Here is a 16,913-nt window from a genome sequence, read left to right on the forward strand (position 1 = left end):
ACGGAGGGGGAACTCTCCACGGATTCATTAGCGCATTGCCATGTATTAAAGGCTATCCAGCTTGCTCTGCATGGCGCGGAGCTGCTCCTTCAATTCGTCGATGTCCTTGGCTTCGGCCTTGCGGCTTTCCTTCGCCGGCGGCTTCATGAAGGGCGAGAACATCTGCATGGCCTGCTGGAACATTTCGGTATTGCGGCGGACCTGCTCCTCGACCATCTGCATAGGCAGCTGAAGATTCTTTCCAAGCGGCGTTTCGCCGAAAGCGCGATTGATCTGTTCGCGCATCTGGGTCTGCTGCTCCGTGAAGGCGCGCATGGAGTGCTCGAGAAAGCTCGGCACGACCATCTGCATCTGGTCGCCATAATAGCCGATCAGCTGCCGGAGGAAGGAAATCGGCAGCAGCGTGTTGCCGGTCTTCGATTCCTGTTCGAAAATGATCTGTGTTAAGACCGAATGCGTAATGTCTTCACCGCTTTTGGCATCCTGGACAGTGAATTCCTCGCCCTTCTTCACCATCTCCGCCAGATCGTCCAGCGTCACATAGGTGCTGGTGCCGGTATTGTATAGGCGGCGATTGGCGTATTTCTTGATTACGATCTGGCCCTCATTCTTTGCCATTTATCAGTCTCCTGGCCCCGTCTGATTGTATGGAATATTCCTCCACTCCGGAGTGTAGACGCAAAAGAAGCTTGGTGACAATCGGTTTGTGCGATGCGGCAAGGCCTTTCCTTTGATTGGATTTTTTGAAGGCGGTGACAGCTTCGTGAAATCTGCACGATGAAAATTCTTGCTGTTTGACTCAGGAGCAAAGCTTTGACAGTTTCGCCTCATATACGTGTTCATTCTGTGAGGAGGCTTCCATGAGCAGTTCATCCATCGTCGTCGCCAGCGCGGCCCGCACTGCGGTCGGTTCGTTCAACGGCGCATTCGCGACCGTTCCGGCGCATGAACTCGGCGTGGCCGCGATCAAGGGTGCGCTGGAGCGCGCCGGTGTCGATGCCAAGGAAGTCGACGAAGTGATCCTCGGCCAGGTGCTTCAAGCCGGCGAAGGGCAGAACCCGGCCCGCCAGGCTGCGATGAAAGCCGGCATTCCGCAGGAGGCGACCGCATGGGGCGTGAACCAGCTTTGCGGTTCCGGCCTGCGTGCCGTGGCGCTCGGCCTGCAGCAGATCGCAACCGGTGATGCGAAGATCATCGTCGCCGGCGGTCAGGAATCCATGTCGATGGCGCCGCATGCCGCGAACCTTCGCTCCGGTACCAAGATGGGCGACATGAAAATGATCGACACCATGATCAAGGACGGCCTGACAGACGCCTTCTACGGCTACCACATGGGCATCACCGCCGAAAATATCGCGCGGCAATGGCAGCTTTCGCGCGAGGAGCAGGATCAGTTCGCCGTTGCCTCGCAGAACAAGGCGGAAGCCGCGCAGAAGGCCGGCCGCTTCACGGACGAGATCGTTCCCTTCACCATCCAGACGCGCAAGGGCGACGTCACGGTCGATGCCGACGAATACATCCGCCACGGCGCGACGCTGGACGGCATGGCGAAGCTGCGCCCGGCTTTCGACAAGGAAGGCACGGTCACCGCCGGCAACGCTTCCGGCCTCAACGACGGCGCCGCCGCTGCCGTGCTGATGACCGAGGCGGAAGCCTCGCGCCGCGGAATCCAGCCGCTCGCTCGCATCGTCTCCTGGGCAACCGCCGGCGTCGATCCGCAGATCATGGGGACCGGACCGATCCCGGCCTCACGCAAGGCGCTGGAAAAGGCCGGCTGGTCCGTCAACGATCTCGATCTCGTCGAGGCCAATGAGGCGTTTGCCGCCCAGGCCTGCGCCGTCAACAAGGATCTCGGCTGGGATACGTCGATCGTCAACGTCAACGGCGGCGCGATCGCCATCGGACACCCGATCGGCGCCTCCGGCGCCCGCGTCCTCAATACGCTGCTGTTCGAAATGAAGCGCCGCGGCGCCCGCAAGGGGCTTGCCACGCTGTGCATCGGCGGCGGCATGGGCGTCGCCATGTGCTTCGAAGCGCTCTAAAATCAACGAAGCAGAGCATGATGTCGCCCGATAACCGTATGACACTTTTCGGCATCATGCTCTAAGGCGTGTCTAAAGGATTTTTCCAGAAGAAGTGGTGAAAGCGGAGCGGGCGACCCGACATTCGCGCGTCCAGTTTCCACAGCAACAAAGGGGAGTGGCACATGAGCAGAGTGGCATTGGTAACCGGGGGTACGCGCGGCATCGGAGCTGCCATTTCGATGGCGCTGCACAATGCGGGCTATAAGGTGGCGGCAACCTATGCCGGCAATGACGAGAAGGCCCGGGCTTTCCACGACGTGACCGGTATCTCCGTTCACAAATGGGATGTCACCGACTACGAGGCCTGCGGCAAGGGGATCGCCAAGATCGAGGACGATCTCGGCCATGTCGACATCCTGGTCAACAATGCCGGCATCACCCGCGACGCCATGTTCCACAAGATGACGCCGCAGCAGTGGCATGAGGTCATCAACACCAATCTCACCGGTCTCTTCAACATGACGCATCAGGTCTGGCAGGGCATGCGCGACCGCAGCTTCGGCCGCGTCATCAACATCTCGTCGATCAACGGTCAGAAGGGGCAGATGGGGCAGGCGAACTACTCCGCCGCCAAGGCGGGTGATCTCGGCTTCACCAAGGCGCTAGCGCAGGAAGGGGCCGCCAAGAACATCACAGTCAACGCGATTTGCCCGGGCTATATCGGCACGGAGATGGTGCTGGCGGTGCCGGAAAAGGTGCTGAATGAGCGCATCATCCCGCAAATTCCTGTGGGACGCCTTGGCGAGCCCGAGGAAATCGCCCGCATCGCCGTCTTCCTGGCCAGCGACGATGCCGGTTTCATCACGGGATCGACGATCACTGCCAATGGCGGCCAGCTCTTCGTATAAGCGATTCCAGGAGAAGCGCAGGGCAGGTTACCCGCGCGAAGCTACGTAAGGCAATGAGATTGGAGCGGTTCAGAGCTTTCGCGGGAGGCTGAACCGCTTCAGGCCGTTTCAGGGGCGGATGGGAGTTCCCGGGCCTAGATCTGCAATCATCCCCGGCTTGAATTTGCCTGTTGTCGCTGCCGTGGCTTGAATTCCAGGACGACGGCTTCAAGGGCTACCTGCTGCTTTTCCTTGCCGCGTGCTCTTGCTGCGCTTGCGAGGGCGTAGAAAGTCGTGCCGATGAGCACGATTGCTGCAATGCTTGCGATGATTGCGGCCATGATGCCGTTCCTTTCTCAAAACACTGCCACCTCGCCGTGACTGAGGGCGCGGGAAGTAGATTTTGCTGAGGGAACTGCCGCTCCCAGGATTCGTTCCGAGAGCGAATCCTGACCGGCCACCGGTGGCGACCGGTCAGGCAATGCCTTAGCGGCAGCGAGCCTCATAACGGTGACCGTAGCGGTCGCGATAGATGCAATAGCCGCGACGTTCTTCCGAGCGTCCGATGAGGTTACCGACCACGCCGCCAGCGACTGCGCCGACAGCGGCGCCACCCCAGCTGTGCGTGGCTACGCCGCCGATCAGCGCGCCGGTACCGGCGCCGATGGCCGTGCCTTTTTCCGTTGCCGTGCACGACGCCAATGCGCCGACGAGGGCGATCGCGACGATGATCTTCTTCATGGTGTTAGCTCCCTAGTGTTGCGAGGTTTGAACGATAACCTGCGGATCAGATGCGCCCCATTAATAACAGAATGAGGACAATGACGAGAACAAGCCCGAGACCGCCCGATGGGCCATACCCCCAAGACCGGCTGTAACCCCAGCTGGGAAGTGCGCCAACCAGCAGCAGAATCAGTATGATAAGCAATACCGTACCAAGCATGATATGTCTCCTCCATGTCCGTCCGGCTCGAATATTCCGCCATTATCGCTGTTCGACATGGCGTTAACCTTCCAGCTTTCCCACTCGAAACTGTTCCGGTGAATGGACGAATTCCTCAATTCTGCTCATAGAAACTTGTATGCGCGACAATTGTTCCGGCTAAGAAATAAAAATGAACGGGCGCGGCAGTTGGGATGCTTAGCGAACCCTTAAATGGGATCGCATCGGGTGAGGGTTACAGGCGCGGCGGCAAATTCGTGTGTATGGTTAAAATACCGTTAAAATACAATGGGTTGTGGTGAATGAAACGAGAAAGGCCGGATGTCCGTGATTCGTCGGCGATTCGTTCTGCATTTGAACTTTGGTTAACGGCGGGGCGTTTGCCGACACGCCGAATACAAGGATGCTACCGTCGGCGAATATCGTCCAGGTGGTGTGTTCGCGGGCGGATTCGTTAATTCGCAGCGAACTCCGCAACAGCATTGCCATTCATTCTGACCTCTATGTGGCGATGCTGTTCCGGCGAAATACAACATGTAGCCGTGAACAAATGCGATACCTGCTGTTATCCGCGATTCGTCACCGATTCGTTCCGGCTTTGATCGTTGTGTTAACGACTACACCTGTTGCGTGCAATTGTCGATTCATGATAGCTGCGCTCGTCGAAAGACGAACCGCAATCGCAGATTCGGCTTGGATTCGTGTCTCAACCATTCAGAGTCCGGCATGCCCCCGACCGGGAAAGCGCTAGATATTGTGGAGAACAAAGACAGAATCGCTTGGAATCTGCGATTCGTCGCCAATTCGTTCCGGCTTTGGCCCAGATGTTTTGTCGTCCGTATGATTCATGCGAAACTTTATCATTTACAGATTGTTAACCATGGTGCGGCGCGAGATTTCGCTGGCTGAGGATTCTCCGCTTGACTCCTTTTTCATGCGGAAAGCCGCTTAGACAAGATTCAGCATTTGGTGGGAATCTTTTCATTGAAATCCATATGTAGTCGTGAACAAATAGGGAACTATACGGAGTCAGCGATTCGTCTCCGATTCGTTCTCAGGCTGTTCCGGAATCGTCGGGACTCGCATGGGATGCAACGCAAATGTAGCTTGTGGTTGAGGCGCTCAAATATGAAATCGAATGTTGCCGCATCTGTTTTTTCATTCGGGTCTTGCCTTTGTCACATATGGTCGTCATCTGTTCGTTTCCTCCAGGAGGAACTGGCTGATCGGAAGACGGCTGTTTCTCGCCTATGCACGGACCTATGACTCAGACTTCGCAGCCCATGATCCTGAGCGGACGCGGCGTGACCGCGGTGCTCGGACCGACCAATACCGGCAAGACCCATTATGCCATCGAGCGCATGGTGGCGCACGGCAGCGGCGTGATCGGCCTGCCGCTGCGGCTGCTTGCCCGTGAGGTGTATACGCGCGTCGTCGAAAAGGTCGGGGCGCACAATGTCGCGCTCGTGACCGGCGAGGAAAAGATATCGCCGCCCAATGCGCGCTATTCGGTCTGCACCGTGGAGGCCATGCCGCGCGAGACGCGCGCTTCCTTCGTCGCCATCGACGAGGTGCAGCTTGCCAGCGATCTGGAGCGCGGGCATATCTTTACCGACCGTATCCTGCACCTGCGCGGCCGCGATGAAACACTGCTGCTTGGCGCCGGCACCATGCGGCCGATCCTCGAGCAGCTTCTGCCTGGTATTACCGTTCTCGAGCGGCCGAGGCTTTCACATCTTTTCTACGCCGGACAGAAGAAGATCACGCGCCTGCCGCAACGTACAGCAATCGTCGCCTTTTCGGCCGACGAAGTTTATGCGATCGCGGAGCTTATTCGCCGCCAGCGCGGCGGCGCGGCGGTCGTTCTCGGGGCGCTCAGCCCGCGTACCCGCAATGCGCAGGTGGCGCTCTATCAGGCCGGCGATGTCGAATATCTGGTTGCGACGGATGCGATCGGCATGGGTCTCAACCTCGATGTGGATCATGTCGCCTTCGCTCAGGACCGCAAATTCGACGGCTATCAGTTCCGCAATCTCAATCCGGCCGAGCTCGGCCAGATCGCCGGTCGCGCCGGCCGTCATCTCAAGGACGGCACCTTCGGCGTAACGGGGCAGGTCGATCCTTTTGACGACGAACTCGTGCGCCGGATCGAGGGACACGAATTCGACATGGTCAAGGTGCTGCAATGGCGCAGCAAGAATCTGGATTTCGCTTCAATCGCGGCGTTGCGTGCAAGTTTGGAAGACGCGCCTCGCGTGCAGGGCTTGACGCGGGCGCTGCCTGCGGTAGACCAGCAGGCGTTGGAATATCTGTCACGCGATCTGGAGATAGCCGATCTTGCCAGCAACCCGGCTCGGGTTGAGAAATTATGGGAGGCCTGTGCGCTTCCCGACTATCGGCGCATCACGCCTGCCCAGCACGCCGATCTCATTGCCGCCCTCTTTTCCGATCTCGTGCGCTATGGCACGGTGAAAGAGGATTTCCTTGCCGAACAGGTGCACCGCGCCGATCGGACGGATGGCGAGATCGACACGCTTTCGGCGCGAATCGCGCAGATAAGGACTTGGACCTATGTGTCGAACCGGCCCGGCTGGCTTGCCGATCCGACACACTGGCAAGAAAAGACGCGGGAAATCGAAGATCGATTGTCCGACGCGTTACATGAGAGGTTGACGAAACGCTTTGTTGATCGCAGGACATCTGTGCTCATGAAGCGCCTGAGAGAGAATGCGATGCTGGAAGCTGAAATCAGTGTGAATGGAGATGTCTTCGTAGAGGGGCATCATGTGGGACAGTTGACCGGATTCCGGTTCACGCCTATCGCAGGGACCGAAGGGCCGGATGCCAAGGCTGTCCAGACCGCCTCGCAGAAGGCGCTGGGGCTGGAGTTCGAAGCGCGTGCCGCACGTCTGCATGCGGCCGGCAACGGCGATCTCGCGATCAGTGCCGATGGCCTCGTGCGCTGGCTCGGCGATCCTGTCGCGCGCCTGTCAGGCAGCGATCATGTCATGCGCCCGCGCGTCATCCTGCTCGCCGACGAGCAGCTGACCGGCAATGCGCGCGATCATGTCGCCGCCCGTATCGAGCGTTTCGTGAACCACCATATCAGCACGATTCTGAAGCCGCTGGACGATCTCCAGCGTGCCGAAGATCTGCAGGGCCTTGCCAAGGGGCTGGCTTTCCAGCTGGTGGAAAATCTCGGCGTTCTGTTCCGCCGTGATGTCACTGAGGAAGTGAAGTCGCTGGACCAGGACGGGCGTGCCTCGATGCGCCGCTACGGCGTTCGCTTCGGTGCGTACCATATTTTCGTGCCCGCCCTGCTGAAGCCGGCTCCGGCCGAGCTCATCACGCTGCTCTGGGCGCTGAAGAATGATGGTCTCGACAAGCCGGGCTATGGCGACCTGATCCCGGTTCTCGCTGCCGGCCGCACTTCGGTCGTCACCGATCCCGGCTATGAGCGCACATTCTACAAGCTTGCGGGCTTCCGGTTCCTCGGCAAGCGCGCGGTGCGAATCGACATTCTGGAGCGCCTGGCGGACCTCATCCGTCCGCTGCTGCAGTGGAAGCCCGGCCAGGCTTCGCGCCCTGATGGCGCCTATGATGGCCGTCGCTTCACCACGACCACCGCGATGCTCTCCATTCTCGGCGCAACGCTCGAGGATATGGAAGAGATCCTCAAGGGCCTCGGCTACCGCGCCGATTCGGTAAAGGCGGAGGAGGCCACGGCCTTCCTCGCCCAGCAGGACGCGGCTGCAGCACCGGCCACGGCCGCTGGGGAAGCCGCGGCCGAAAAGGCTGATCATGACGATGGCGATGCTGCGACTGACGAGCCGGCTAAGGAAGCAGAAGCCGTTTCGCAGGAAACAGACGCTCCCGCCGAGGCGCCGGCTGAGACCGAAGTGGCGGTCGCTGTCGAAGCCGTTGCCGTTGCGGAAGTTGCCGCCGAACCTGCGGAGCCGAAGCCGGTTCTGCTATGGCGCCTGGGTGGCCGAAACGACAACCAGCAGCGCCAGGGTGGCCGCGGTCATGGTGACCGTCGTGGCCAGCAGGGCGAGGGTCGCGGTCAGCACGGCAATCGCCGTGGCGGCGGCGAACAGCAGGCCAGCGGTGGCGAGGGCAATCGTGAGGGACGCGATCGTCGTGATGGCCGAGACAATCGGGGCGGCGACAACAAGGGTCCGCGCGGCAATCGCGAGGGTGGCCGTCCGCAGCATCAGGGCAACCGTGGCGAACGGGGTGATCGTCAGGATCGTGGCGATCGGAATGATCGCAACAACCGCGGCGCATCGCAGCCGCTTCGTTTCGAGGCCAAGCCGCCGCGCAAGGAAAAGCCGATCGATCCCGATTCTCCTTTCGCCAAGCTCGCTGCCCTGAAGGAGCAGATGAAGAAATAGGCCATGACGGACGAGAAACAGCCATTTTCCGGTTCGCGCCAGCGCATCGACAAATGGCTGTTCTTTGCCCGCATGGTGAAATCCCGATCGCTGGCGCAGCTCTATGTGCAAAACGGCAGTGTCAGGGTGAATGGCCAGCGGGTCGTACAGCCGAGCCATGGTGTCAAGGCCGGCGACCGCGTCGAGCTGTCGCTGGAGCGGCGCGATGTCATCCTGATCGTGCGCGCACCCGGCGATCGCAGAGGGCCATTCGAGGAAGCCAGGCTGCTTTACGAAGATCTGACGCCGCCGCCGGATGAGACAAAACGTCTCACCCCGTTCGAGCAGGCGTCGCGAGCGCCGGGCAGCGGCAGACCCACGAAACGGGAGCGGCGTGCAATCGACCGCCTCACCTCCGACGACGATTAGAAAACTCTGTCTGTCGCAGGCGGTTTTCAAGATTGTTTGTCCTTGAAATTGGCTGACAAAGTGGATACCTCACGATCAACCTGCCGGTAACCGCCGGACGGCGCGTTTGTGTGTGACGCATTCGTTAGCTCGTTCGGCTCCGTGGACAAGGTGCGACGTTCCAGGTTGCGCATCCGCGGGAACTAGAGACATTCCTGGAGTGCTTCATGACATATGTCGTGACCGACAATTGCATCCGCTGCAAATATACCGACTGCGTGGAAGTCTGCCCCGTCGACTGCTTCTACGAAGGCGAGAACTTCCTCGTCATCCATCCCGACGAATGCATCGATTGCGGTGTCTGCGAACCGGAATGTCCTGCCGAGGCGATCAAGCCCGATACGGAGCCGGGTCTCGACAAGTGGCTGAAGGTCAATGCGGAATATGCCGCCATCTGGCCGAACATCACGGTTAAGCGCGACCCGATGCCGGAAGCCAAGGAAATGGACGGCGAGCAGGGCAAATTCGAGAAATATTTCTCGACCAACCCCGGTTCGGGCGACTGATCGAAGGTCGTGACAGGCCGTCGATAAAGGTGTAGTCGATATCGCAGAAAACGAATCATTGCCGTTGGGCCGCTGGTCGGTCAACGTGGCCATTTTGGCGCGCGCGCAGCAAATTATTGATTTCCTCAGATTTTTGTGATAGGTTTCTCATACTGATCCACTGCGGCATTTCGCATGCCCAAAACCATCACGAAAGCAAATCACCAATCCGTACGCGGTTTCCTTGACATATCAACCGTTTGTGTTGTCGGGTCTTAGATCGCGATGGGTGGGTTTCTGTTTGCATAAGTCTGGCTGGACCAGGATGAAGTGACCCGACGGTACGCCCGTCTCATCCGGGCCTGACTGACCCGGCACCCCGGCCCTAACGGGGCGCGTAACAGGGAGTTTTTGAAAAGAATGACGACCCAGCAGAAAAAACCTTCAGCAGCACGCCACGGCTTCAAGACTGGTGAAGCGATCGTTTATCCGGCCCATGGTGTCGGCACGATCACTGCGATCGAAGAACAAGAAGTCGCAGGCATGAAGCTCGAGCTGTTCGTAATCGACTTCGAGAAAGACAAGATGCGCCTGAAGGTGCCGGTGGCCAAGGCCATGAGCATCGGCATGCGCAAGCTTTCCGAGACGGATTTTGTCGAGCGTGCATTGAAGGTCGTGCAGGGCAAGGCCCGCGTAAAGCGCACCATGTGGTCGCGCCGCGCGCAGGAATACGATGCCAAGATCAATTCCGGCGATCTGATCTCGATCGCAGAGGTCGTTCGCGATCTCTATCGCGCCGAGAACCAGCCGGAACAGTCCTATTCCGAACGCCAGCTTTACGAAGCTGCTCTTGATCGCATGGCGCGCGAAATCGCCGCCGTCAACAAGATGTCGGAAACCGAAGCCGTTCGCCTTGTCGAGACCAATTTGAACAAGGGCCCGAAGCGCGGCAAGGTCGTCGACGACGACGACTCGCAAGACGAAGCCGCATAAGGCCAAAACACCAACATTGCTTCAAAAAACCCGGCCTTCGTGCCGGGTTTTTTTCTTTGGAACCTTTTCCGTTCTGCCGCGTTTAAGCCTCGTGTTGGCGGTCGGTGTGGGTGCGCTCCTGTGGAGAGGGGTTCCATACAGGCCGTATTATAGACATTCACGAGGACCGGCCTATGCGTTTTCACTCGAAGCTCCCCGGCGATCTGAAGATGCTTCAATCGTCAGACCCGTTCGATGAGATCGAACTAGACTAGTCATCGATCATCCGGCCAGCCGGATATCGATTTCCAATTCGCAATTTCATTCATTGATTTCCATCCGAACAGCGATGTCCGGAAACGATGCTTGCTGCCCTTTTCGTCGACTGCGGCATAGAGACGATTTGAGGCCGAACCTAGGAGATGCATATGACGAATATGTCTGCAGATCGGCGCATGATCAAAGTTGCGATGGCTGCTCCCTATCTCGATCGCGACGAGGAACACGATCTCGCCATTCGCTGGAAGGACCACGAGGATCGTGGTGCCCGCAATCAGATCGCAACCGCCCATATGCGCCTCGTCATTTCCATGGCGGGGAAATTTCGTAATTTCGGATTGCCGATGAGCGATCTGGTGCAGGAGGGTTACGTCGGCCTGCTGGAAGCGGCCGCCCGCTTCGAACCGGAACGGGAGGTTCGCTTCTCCACCTATGCAAGCTGGTGGATACGCGCTTCCATCCAGGACTATATCCTGCGCAATTGGTCGATCGTACGCGGTGGAACGAGTTCCGCGCAGAAGGCGCTGTTCTTCAATCTGCGCCGTTTGCGCGCCAAGCTTGCCCGCAGCAATTCCAGCGTCACTGTCCAGTCCATCCATGAGGAAATCGCCGTCACGCTTGGCGTCAGCCTCGCCGACGTGCAGACGATGGATGCGCGCCTTTCCAGTAGCGACACCTCTCTGCAGGCGCCTTCGATAGCCGGTGATTCCGAAAGCGCCGAACGCATCGATTTTCTCATCAGCGACGAACCGCTTCCCGACGAGCAGGTCTCCGACATGATCGATGGCGAACGCCGTCGCATCTGGCTAGCATCGGCTCTGAAGCATCTCAACGAGCGGGAAATGAAGATCATCCGGGCGCGCCGCCTGGTCGAAGATGGCGCAACGCTGGAAGAGCTCGGCGCCGATCTCGGCATTTCCAAGGAGCGCGTGCGGCAGATCGAAAGCCGCGCCATGGACAAGCTCCGCAACGCGCTTGTCGACGCAGACCCGCGCATGGCAAGCTACGCCTGAGGCAGATCTTCTCCCCGCCGGGAGAAGATCGATCTATTCCGAGATAATTTTGACCCTGTCGCCCGGCGCAATCGTCGCTCCGGTTGGTAGGGCGTTGATTAGTTTGAACAGGTCGAGCTTGCGATCGGTGCCCATCATGCGGGCAGCAAGCGTGGTAATGGTGTCGCCAGGCTTGACGGTGACGACACGTACGCGCAGCGGCTTCAGCGAGGCCGCCTCGTCCGGTGTCATATGCCGGAAGCTTGCGCGCAGGACATTGGCGGTCTGATCGAGCTGGGCGATATTTCCTTTCGGCACTGCCGTCAGGAAACGGAAGATTTGCGTGCGATCGCGGATCACCGTGACATCGAAATCCCAGCGATCGGCCGAAGCGCGCGCTGTCGCCGCCGGCATGCCATTGACGGTGATCGACTGAATCGAGTTCGGATCGAGGCCCGTGACCCAGCCGCTGGAAATATAGTTGGTCAGATTCTGGTTCTGGGTATCGGCAACGCCGTCAAAGCGGATGGCGATGTCGCCGGGGCCAGTCGCCATGACGGCTTCGACCTTGTTGTCGATACGGAAATCGGGCGGCACGTCGAAGCGGATGCCGAGGCCGCCATGCAGGAAGGTCTGACCACGCACATAGCCCTCCTCCGGGCTGTCGCCATAGAGGAGGCCGTCGATGCCGTTGAGATAATAGTCGCGGCCGATGTCGCCGACCTTGCCTTCTTCGCCGAATTCGCGCGCATGGGCCTTGGCAAGGTCGATACGCTGCGGCGTACTCGGATGGCTCGAAAGGAAGTCCAGGCTCTGGTCCACGTCGGAATTGGCCGACATGAAGCGGCTATAATCCTCCATCGCGTTCAGGAAGCGCGCCGCGGCGTAAGGATCGTAGCCGGCCTGACCGAGTGTGCGAATACCGATCTCGTCGGCCTGGAGTTCCTGCTGGCGCGAGAAGGCGGCAAGACGCAGCTTGCCGCGGGCGAGCGCCTGCTTGCCGGCCAGATCGCTCGACAGAACTTCCGAAACGACACGGCTGGCGATGACTTCGGCTTCCTCGCGTTTCTGCCGCTCGATGCCGTGATTGGCTGTTACGTGAGCCATCTCGTGCGATAGCACCGCGGCGACTTCGGATGCATCATTGGCAAGCGCCAGAAGGCCGCGTGTCACGTAGAGATAGCCGCCTGGCAGCGCAAAGGCGTTGATCGAGGGCGAATTGAGGATGGTGATGCGGTAGGACTGCTGCGGATTCTCCGACACGCTGGTCAGCGCGCCGGCGATGCGGGCAACGAGGCGCTCGGTCTTGGCATCCTTGTATTCGCCGCCATAGCTTGCGAGGATACGTGGATGCTCGCGAGCGCCCATCTGTGCGCGCGGATCGTTCTTCTGCACTTCGGAAACGATCTGCGGATTGGCGGAGGGCGAAACGCTCGGCTGATAGGATTGATCCATCACCGTCTGGCAGCTGTTCAACATTGCCGCGGCCGTAAGGAAGGGCACAAAGCGGCGCAAACGGGCTGCGACGGTCACATTGATCCTTCGTTCTGCTCGCTTGCTCTGCTTCAGGACCTGTATCCTACTCATTTCGCTGTCATGCCGGCTCGGCGCCAAATCCGGTTGATCCTTACCGGGCCGATCATCGTCGTGCGCCGACAAAGGTTGTTTCCGCCCCCATCGATCCGCGTTTACCCGGACGGTCTCCACCCCTTGCTGTAGCCGATTTTGGCACCGGTTGCATAGCGAGACTCCGTTTAAATGTGGCGGCGTTGTATTTTAGCAAGCATTCCCCAGGACTTTCAGCCGCTTGCCGCGACGAAATTAAGGCAAAACCAGCGACAAGATGCCATGACACAATCAATGTTGCAGAAATGTGGTCAATGCCGGAATGCTGTCCGTCTCTAGGAAGGTTCCGATGGGAGCGGCGAGCCTGATCGTGCCGCCATCGATGAAGACGGCGTGGTCGGCAAGGCGCCGCACTTCGGCGGGATCATGCGAGACGATCAGCACCGTATTGCCGGTGTCGCGATGCAGGGTTTTCAGAAGTTCGACCATGCCGGAGCGCAGGCCGGGATCGAGGGCGGCGAAGGGTTCGTCGAGCAAAAGGATCGGCTTGTCGCGCACCAGCGCCCTTGCGAAGGCAGCGCGCTGCCGTTCGCCACCGGAGAGCGTCCCCGGTTTGCGCGTCTCGAAACCGGGCAGTCCGACGCGCGCCAGGGCTTTCGAGACCTTTTGCCGGTCCTGCGCCGAGAGCCTCAGCGAGGGGTTGATGCCGAGACCGATATTGGTGAAGAGGTCGAGATGGGCAAAGAGGTTGTTGTCCTGGAAGACGAGCGACACGGGCCGCTCGGCGGGATGCAGGCCGGTTACATCCTGTCCGGCAAGCAGAATGCGGCCCCGATCCGGCGGTTCGAAGCCGGCTAGCAAATTGAGGAAGGTCGATTTTCCTGATCCCGATGGGCCGGCGACAGCTATGATCTTGCCTTGTGGCAAATCACAGTCGAAACGGAAATCATGGGTGCCAAGGCGCAGCTCAACGCCGGCCATGGCAATGCCCCGTTCGTTCCTGTCGTGGCCGTCAGTCATGCCGCCTGCTTTCGTCATCGCGTGCGCCTTGGCCGGCCGTGCCGGCAATGGTCAGGAGAAGACATACAAGGCCAAGGATCAAGGCATATCCATCGGCATCATTGGTGCGGTAGCTGCCGAGTTTGCTATAGACCAGCCAGGGCAGGGTCATCAGGCTGTCCGAGCCGAAGAGGGCCACGGCGCCGAGATCGCCTAGCGACAGGGCCATTGCGAAAGACAGTGCCGTAAAGAGCGGTTTGCGCAGACCGGGCCAATCGATGAGGCGAAGGCGGGAAATGCCGTGAACGCCAAGGCTCGCCGCCAGCCGTTCGGTGCGACTGACATGGACCGCATAGGCCGGCTCGATGACGCGGATGACGAAAGGCAGCGCCATCAGCGCGTTGATGACGACGATCAGGGTGGCCGCAAAGCGGCTCGGATCTCCCAACGGCCGGAGTGCCAGGAACCAGCCGGTTGCCAGCACAATCGGTGGCACCAGCAGGATGAGGGAGGAGCTTGCGCCTAATGCGATCGCCAGGCCGCGCAGACCGAGGGACTTTCGGCGATCCGCAGATATCACCGAGCGGGCGCGAATGATCGCGAAGGATATCAGTACGGCCAGAAGGCCCGCAGCAAGCGCGATTGCAAGACTTGTGACTGCCGCCTGCAGAAAGATCGGCTGGCCGGCGAGCTTAAAGAGGTTCGCCTCAAGGCCGGTGACGACGACCGAAGCAAGCGGCAGGCCGAGAAAGAGCGTGGCGGTCGACAGCATGATGGCATCGATCCATCGGGCGGCGGGCGCCTGCCCATCGATGCGCCGCAGGGCGCGGCCGCTGGTTAGCCCATGATCGTCCGGTGTGCGAAACAGCGTCATGGCGCCAAGGATGACGAGAGTGACGACGATTTGCAGCAGCGACAACAGGACGGCGCGGCCGGGATCGAAATCGAAGCGGAGGGCCTGATAGATCGCCACTTCCAGCGTCGTCGCAGCTGGACCGCCGCCGAGGATCAGGACCAGCGTGAAACTGGTGGCGCAGAGCATGAAGATAAGGCCGGCAATGCCGGGAATGAGGCCGCGCAGGACAGGCCATTCGATGAAGCGGAAGACCGAGGCAGGCCTCATGCCGAGTCCGCCGGCCACCAGCCAATATTCAGCCGGCACACGCTCCAACCCGGCCAGCATCAGCCGGCAGGCGAGGGGCATGTTGAAGAAGACATGGGCAAGTAGGATACCGGCAAGGCCATAGATGCTGACGGGCTGTGACAGGCCGAGTGCTGATAGCGCCTGATTGATAAGCCCCTGTCGGCCCCAAATGCCGAGCAGGCCGAGCGCGCCGATCAGCACCGGCAGGCCCATAGGCACGGCCATCAGCCGGATCAGCCACAATCGGCCGGGAAAGCGCGGCTGGCGCGCCAATGCGCGGGCGACCGGGATGGCGAGCATAACGGAAAGCAGCGTCGAGAACACCGCCTGTAGCAGCGTGAAGCGCAGGACGCGCAGCAGGTAGGGGTCTGCCAGGGGATTGGTGCCGCCAGATTCGATCCCGGCGGCGAGCAGGGCGAGTACGGCGATCCCGACGAAGAGCACGATGCCGGCGAGACTGAAAGTCCCGCCGGAAATGGCGCGTCTTCGCTCTGGTGCCGTGAGTATCGTCAAAGCATCAGTTGCCGCTGGTGGCGGCCAGCCATTCGTCGATCCAGGCTTTGCGGTTCTTGTCGACGTCGGCAGGGCTCATCAGGAAGGTCTTCGACGGCACCACGAGCTTGCTGAAGGCGTCCGGCAGCGGTTCCGAAGTGGCCGAGGCCGGCATCATCCAGTTGCTTGTCGGAATGATATTCTGGAAGCCTGGCGAGATCATGAACTTCAGGAAGTCGCGCGCAAGTTCCTTGTTCGGCGAGGACTTGATGAGGCCGGCAACCTCGATCTGGATGTAATGTCCTTCCGAGAAGGCGGCGGCCTGATAGCGATCGGTCTTATCCTCGATCATGTGATAGGCCGGCGACGTCGTGTAGGAGAGCACCATCGGCGCTTCGCCCTTGGTGAAGAGGTCATAGGCTTCCGACCAGCCGGGGGTGACGGTCAGGATGCGGCCTTTGAGCTTCGCCCAGGCATCGGCGGATTTGTCGCCATAGATCGACTTGACCCAGAGCAGCAGGCCGAGGCCCGGCGTCGAGGTGCGCGGGTCCTCGATGACGATCTTCTGCGAGGGATCGCCCTCGACGAGATCCTTCATGCTCTTCGGTGGGTTCTTAACCGTCTGGCTGTCATAGATCACGGCGAAATGGCCGTAGTCGTAGGGCACGAAAACGTCGTCCTTGAAGCCGCCGGGAACCTTGAGTGCCGAGGTGTCGACGCCGCTTGCATCGAAGAGGCCAGTATCCTTAGCTTCGTCGACGAGATTGGTGTCGAGGCCGAGAACGACATCGGCCTTGGTGCCGGCGCCTTCCAGCTTCAGGCGGGAGAGAAGTGCGACGCCGTCAGTGACAGCGACATAATTGACCGTGCAGCCGCAGGTCTTTTCGAAGGCAGCTTTGACCTTGGCGCCCGGACCCCAATCGGCGGTGAAGCTCTCATAGGTGTAGATGGTCAGGGTCTTGTCGGCTGCAGCGGCAGGCTGTGCAGCCAGAAAGGCCGTTCCGGCGGCAAGCGCCAAGCCGGCAAAAAATGACAATGGCGAACGGTTGTGCATGGTAGCGCCTCCTCTTTGGTTTCGTCTTGAAGGGGAAAAGGGCGCTATGATTTTTGTCACGCGTCTAATCCCTCCGCCGGTGTTAGCCGGATCAGGTTCCGCGGGTTGGCCGATGAAAGCCTCTCAGCCAAATGTCCTGAAGGACATAGGCACCCCGTTAGAGCGTCGGCAGATTTAGCCTTGTGACGGAGGGATGACAAGGGAAATGATTCCCTTGTCGATTGCAGGCCGAAGG

15 protein-coding genes and 1 riboswitch are annotated in these 16,913 nt (G+C 59.9%); of the genes, 7 read left to right on the forward strand and 8 right to left on the reverse strand.

Annotated features, from left to right (window positions below):
• Nucleotides 1–45: 45 nt before the first annotated feature.
• Nucleotides 46–618, reverse strand: coding sequence for a polyhydroxyalkanoate synthesis repressor PhaR (gene phaR, locus PH562_RS24660; protein ID WP_112341594.1), 573 nt, complete (start codon nucleotides 616–618; stop codon nucleotides 46–48).
• A gap of 242 nt (nucleotides 619–860) precedes the next feature.
• Here phaR and PH562_RS24665 point away from each other — a divergent pair, with 242 nt between their 5' ends.
• Entirely contained in the window at nucleotides 861–2,042 is a 1,182-nt protein-coding gene (locus tag PH562_RS24665) for an acetyl-CoA C-acetyltransferase (RefSeq protein WP_285176349.1), read from the forward strand.
• Nucleotides 2,043–2,206: 164 nt separating this feature from the next.
• Nucleotides 2,207–2,932: an acetoacetyl-CoA reductase gene (phbB, locus tag PH562_RS24670; RefSeq protein WP_113231331.1), complete on the forward strand. Its 726-nt coding sequence runs from the start codon at nucleotides 2,207–2,209 to the stop codon at nucleotides 2,930–2,932.
• A gap of 146 nt (nucleotides 2,933–3,078) precedes the next feature.
• Here the strand turns inward: phbB and PH562_RS24675 are convergent, their stop codons facing one another.
• The 3 genes from PH562_RS24675 to PH562_RS24685 all read right to left on the reverse strand — a co-directional run bounded on the left by PH562_RS24675 (nucleotide 3,079) and on the right by PH562_RS24685 (nucleotide 3,854).
• Nucleotides 3,079–3,252, reverse strand: coding sequence for a hypothetical protein (locus tag PH562_RS24675; RefSeq protein WP_285176350.1), 174 nt, complete (start codon nucleotides 3,250–3,252; stop codon nucleotides 3,079–3,081).
• Nucleotides 3,253–3,397: 145 nt separating this feature from the next.
• Nucleotides 3,398–3,652, reverse strand: coding sequence for a YMGG-like glycine zipper-containing protein (locus tag PH562_RS24680; RefSeq protein WP_112410958.1), 255 nt, complete (start codon nucleotides 3,650–3,652; stop codon nucleotides 3,398–3,400).
• Nucleotides 3,653–3,698: 46 nt separating this feature from the next.
• Entirely contained in the window at nucleotides 3,699–3,854 is a 156-nt protein-coding gene (locus PH562_RS24685; RefSeq protein ID WP_285176351.1) for a DUF3309 family protein, read from the reverse strand.
• A 1,262-nt stretch (nucleotides 3,855–5,116) separates the two neighbouring features.
• Between PH562_RS24685 and PH562_RS24690 the strand changes: the two genes are divergently transcribed.
• The 5 genes from PH562_RS24690 to PH562_RS24710 all read left to right on the forward strand — a co-directional run bounded on the left by PH562_RS24690 (nucleotide 5,117) and on the right by PH562_RS24710 (nucleotide 11,444).
• Nucleotides 5,117–8,248 (forward strand): helicase-related protein, encoded by a 3,132-nt coding sequence (locus PH562_RS24690; protein ID WP_285176352.1) that lies wholly within the window; start codon nucleotides 5,117–5,119, stop codon nucleotides 8,246–8,248.
• Nucleotides 8,249–8,251: 3 nt separating this feature from the next.
• Nucleotides 8,252–8,656 (forward strand): RNA-binding S4 domain-containing protein, encoded by a 405-nt coding sequence (locus PH562_RS24695; RefSeq protein WP_113231333.1) that lies wholly within the window; start codon nucleotides 8,252–8,254, stop codon nucleotides 8,654–8,656.
• Between the two features lie 206 nt (nucleotides 8,657–8,862).
• The gene (gene fdxA, locus PH562_RS24700) at nucleotides 8,863–9,201 is read left to right on the forward strand and encodes a ferredoxin FdxA (protein ID WP_113231334.1); all 339 of its coding nucleotides are present in this window, start codon (nucleotides 8,863–8,865) and stop codon (nucleotides 9,199–9,201) included.
• Nucleotides 9,202–9,600: 399 nt separating this feature from the next.
• Nucleotides 9,601–10,173, forward strand: coding sequence for a CarD family transcriptional regulator (locus tag PH562_RS24705; protein WP_069611538.1), 573 nt, complete (start codon nucleotides 9,601–9,603; stop codon nucleotides 10,171–10,173).
• 407 nt (nucleotides 10,174–10,580) lie between these two features.
• On the forward strand, nucleotides 10,581–11,444 hold the full coding sequence (locus PH562_RS24710) for an RNA polymerase factor sigma-32 (protein WP_092719018.1): 864 nt from the start codon (nucleotides 10,581–10,583) through the stop codon (nucleotides 11,442–11,444).
• A gap of 33 nt (nucleotides 11,445–11,477) precedes the next feature.
• Here the strand turns inward: PH562_RS24710 and PH562_RS24715 are convergent, their stop codons facing one another.
• The 4 genes from PH562_RS24715 to thiB all read right to left on the reverse strand — a co-directional run bounded on the left by PH562_RS24715 (nucleotide 11,478) and on the right by thiB (nucleotide 16,678).
• Nucleotides 11,478–12,902 (reverse strand): M48 family metalloprotease, encoded by a 1,425-nt coding sequence (locus PH562_RS24715; protein ID WP_285176395.1) that lies wholly within the window; start codon nucleotides 12,900–12,902, stop codon nucleotides 11,478–11,480.
• Between the two features lie 378 nt (nucleotides 12,903–13,280).
• Nucleotides 13,281–14,009 (reverse strand): thiamine ABC transporter ATP-binding protein, encoded by a 729-nt coding sequence (locus tag PH562_RS24720; protein WP_285176396.1) that lies wholly within the window; start codon nucleotides 14,007–14,009, stop codon nucleotides 13,281–13,283.
• Nucleotides 14,002–15,639 carry a thiamine/thiamine pyrophosphate ABC transporter permease ThiP gene (gene thiP, locus PH562_RS24725; RefSeq protein WP_285176399.1) on the reverse strand — a complete coding sequence of 546 codons (1,638 nt, stop codon included), beginning with the start codon at nucleotides 15,637–15,639 and terminating at the stop codon, nucleotides 14,002–14,004. Before thiP ends, PH562_RS24720 begins: the two co-directional genes overlap by 8 nt.
• 10 nt (nucleotides 15,640–15,649) lie before the next feature.
• Nucleotides 15,650–16,678, reverse strand: a complete 1,029-nt coding sequence (thiB, locus tag PH562_RS24730; protein WP_285176353.1) for a thiamine ABC transporter substrate binding subunit — start codon at nucleotides 16,676–16,678, stop codon at nucleotides 15,650–15,652.
• Between the two features lie 51 nt (nucleotides 16,679–16,729).
• Nucleotides 16,730–16,845, reverse strand: a riboswitch (TPP riboswitch).
• Nucleotides 16,846–16,913 lie beyond the last annotated feature (68 nt).

It is taken from the genome of Rhizobium centroccidentale (assembly GCF_030182565.1).
GTDB lineage: Bacteria > Pseudomonadota > Alphaproteobacteria > Rhizobiales > Rhizobiaceae > Rhizobium.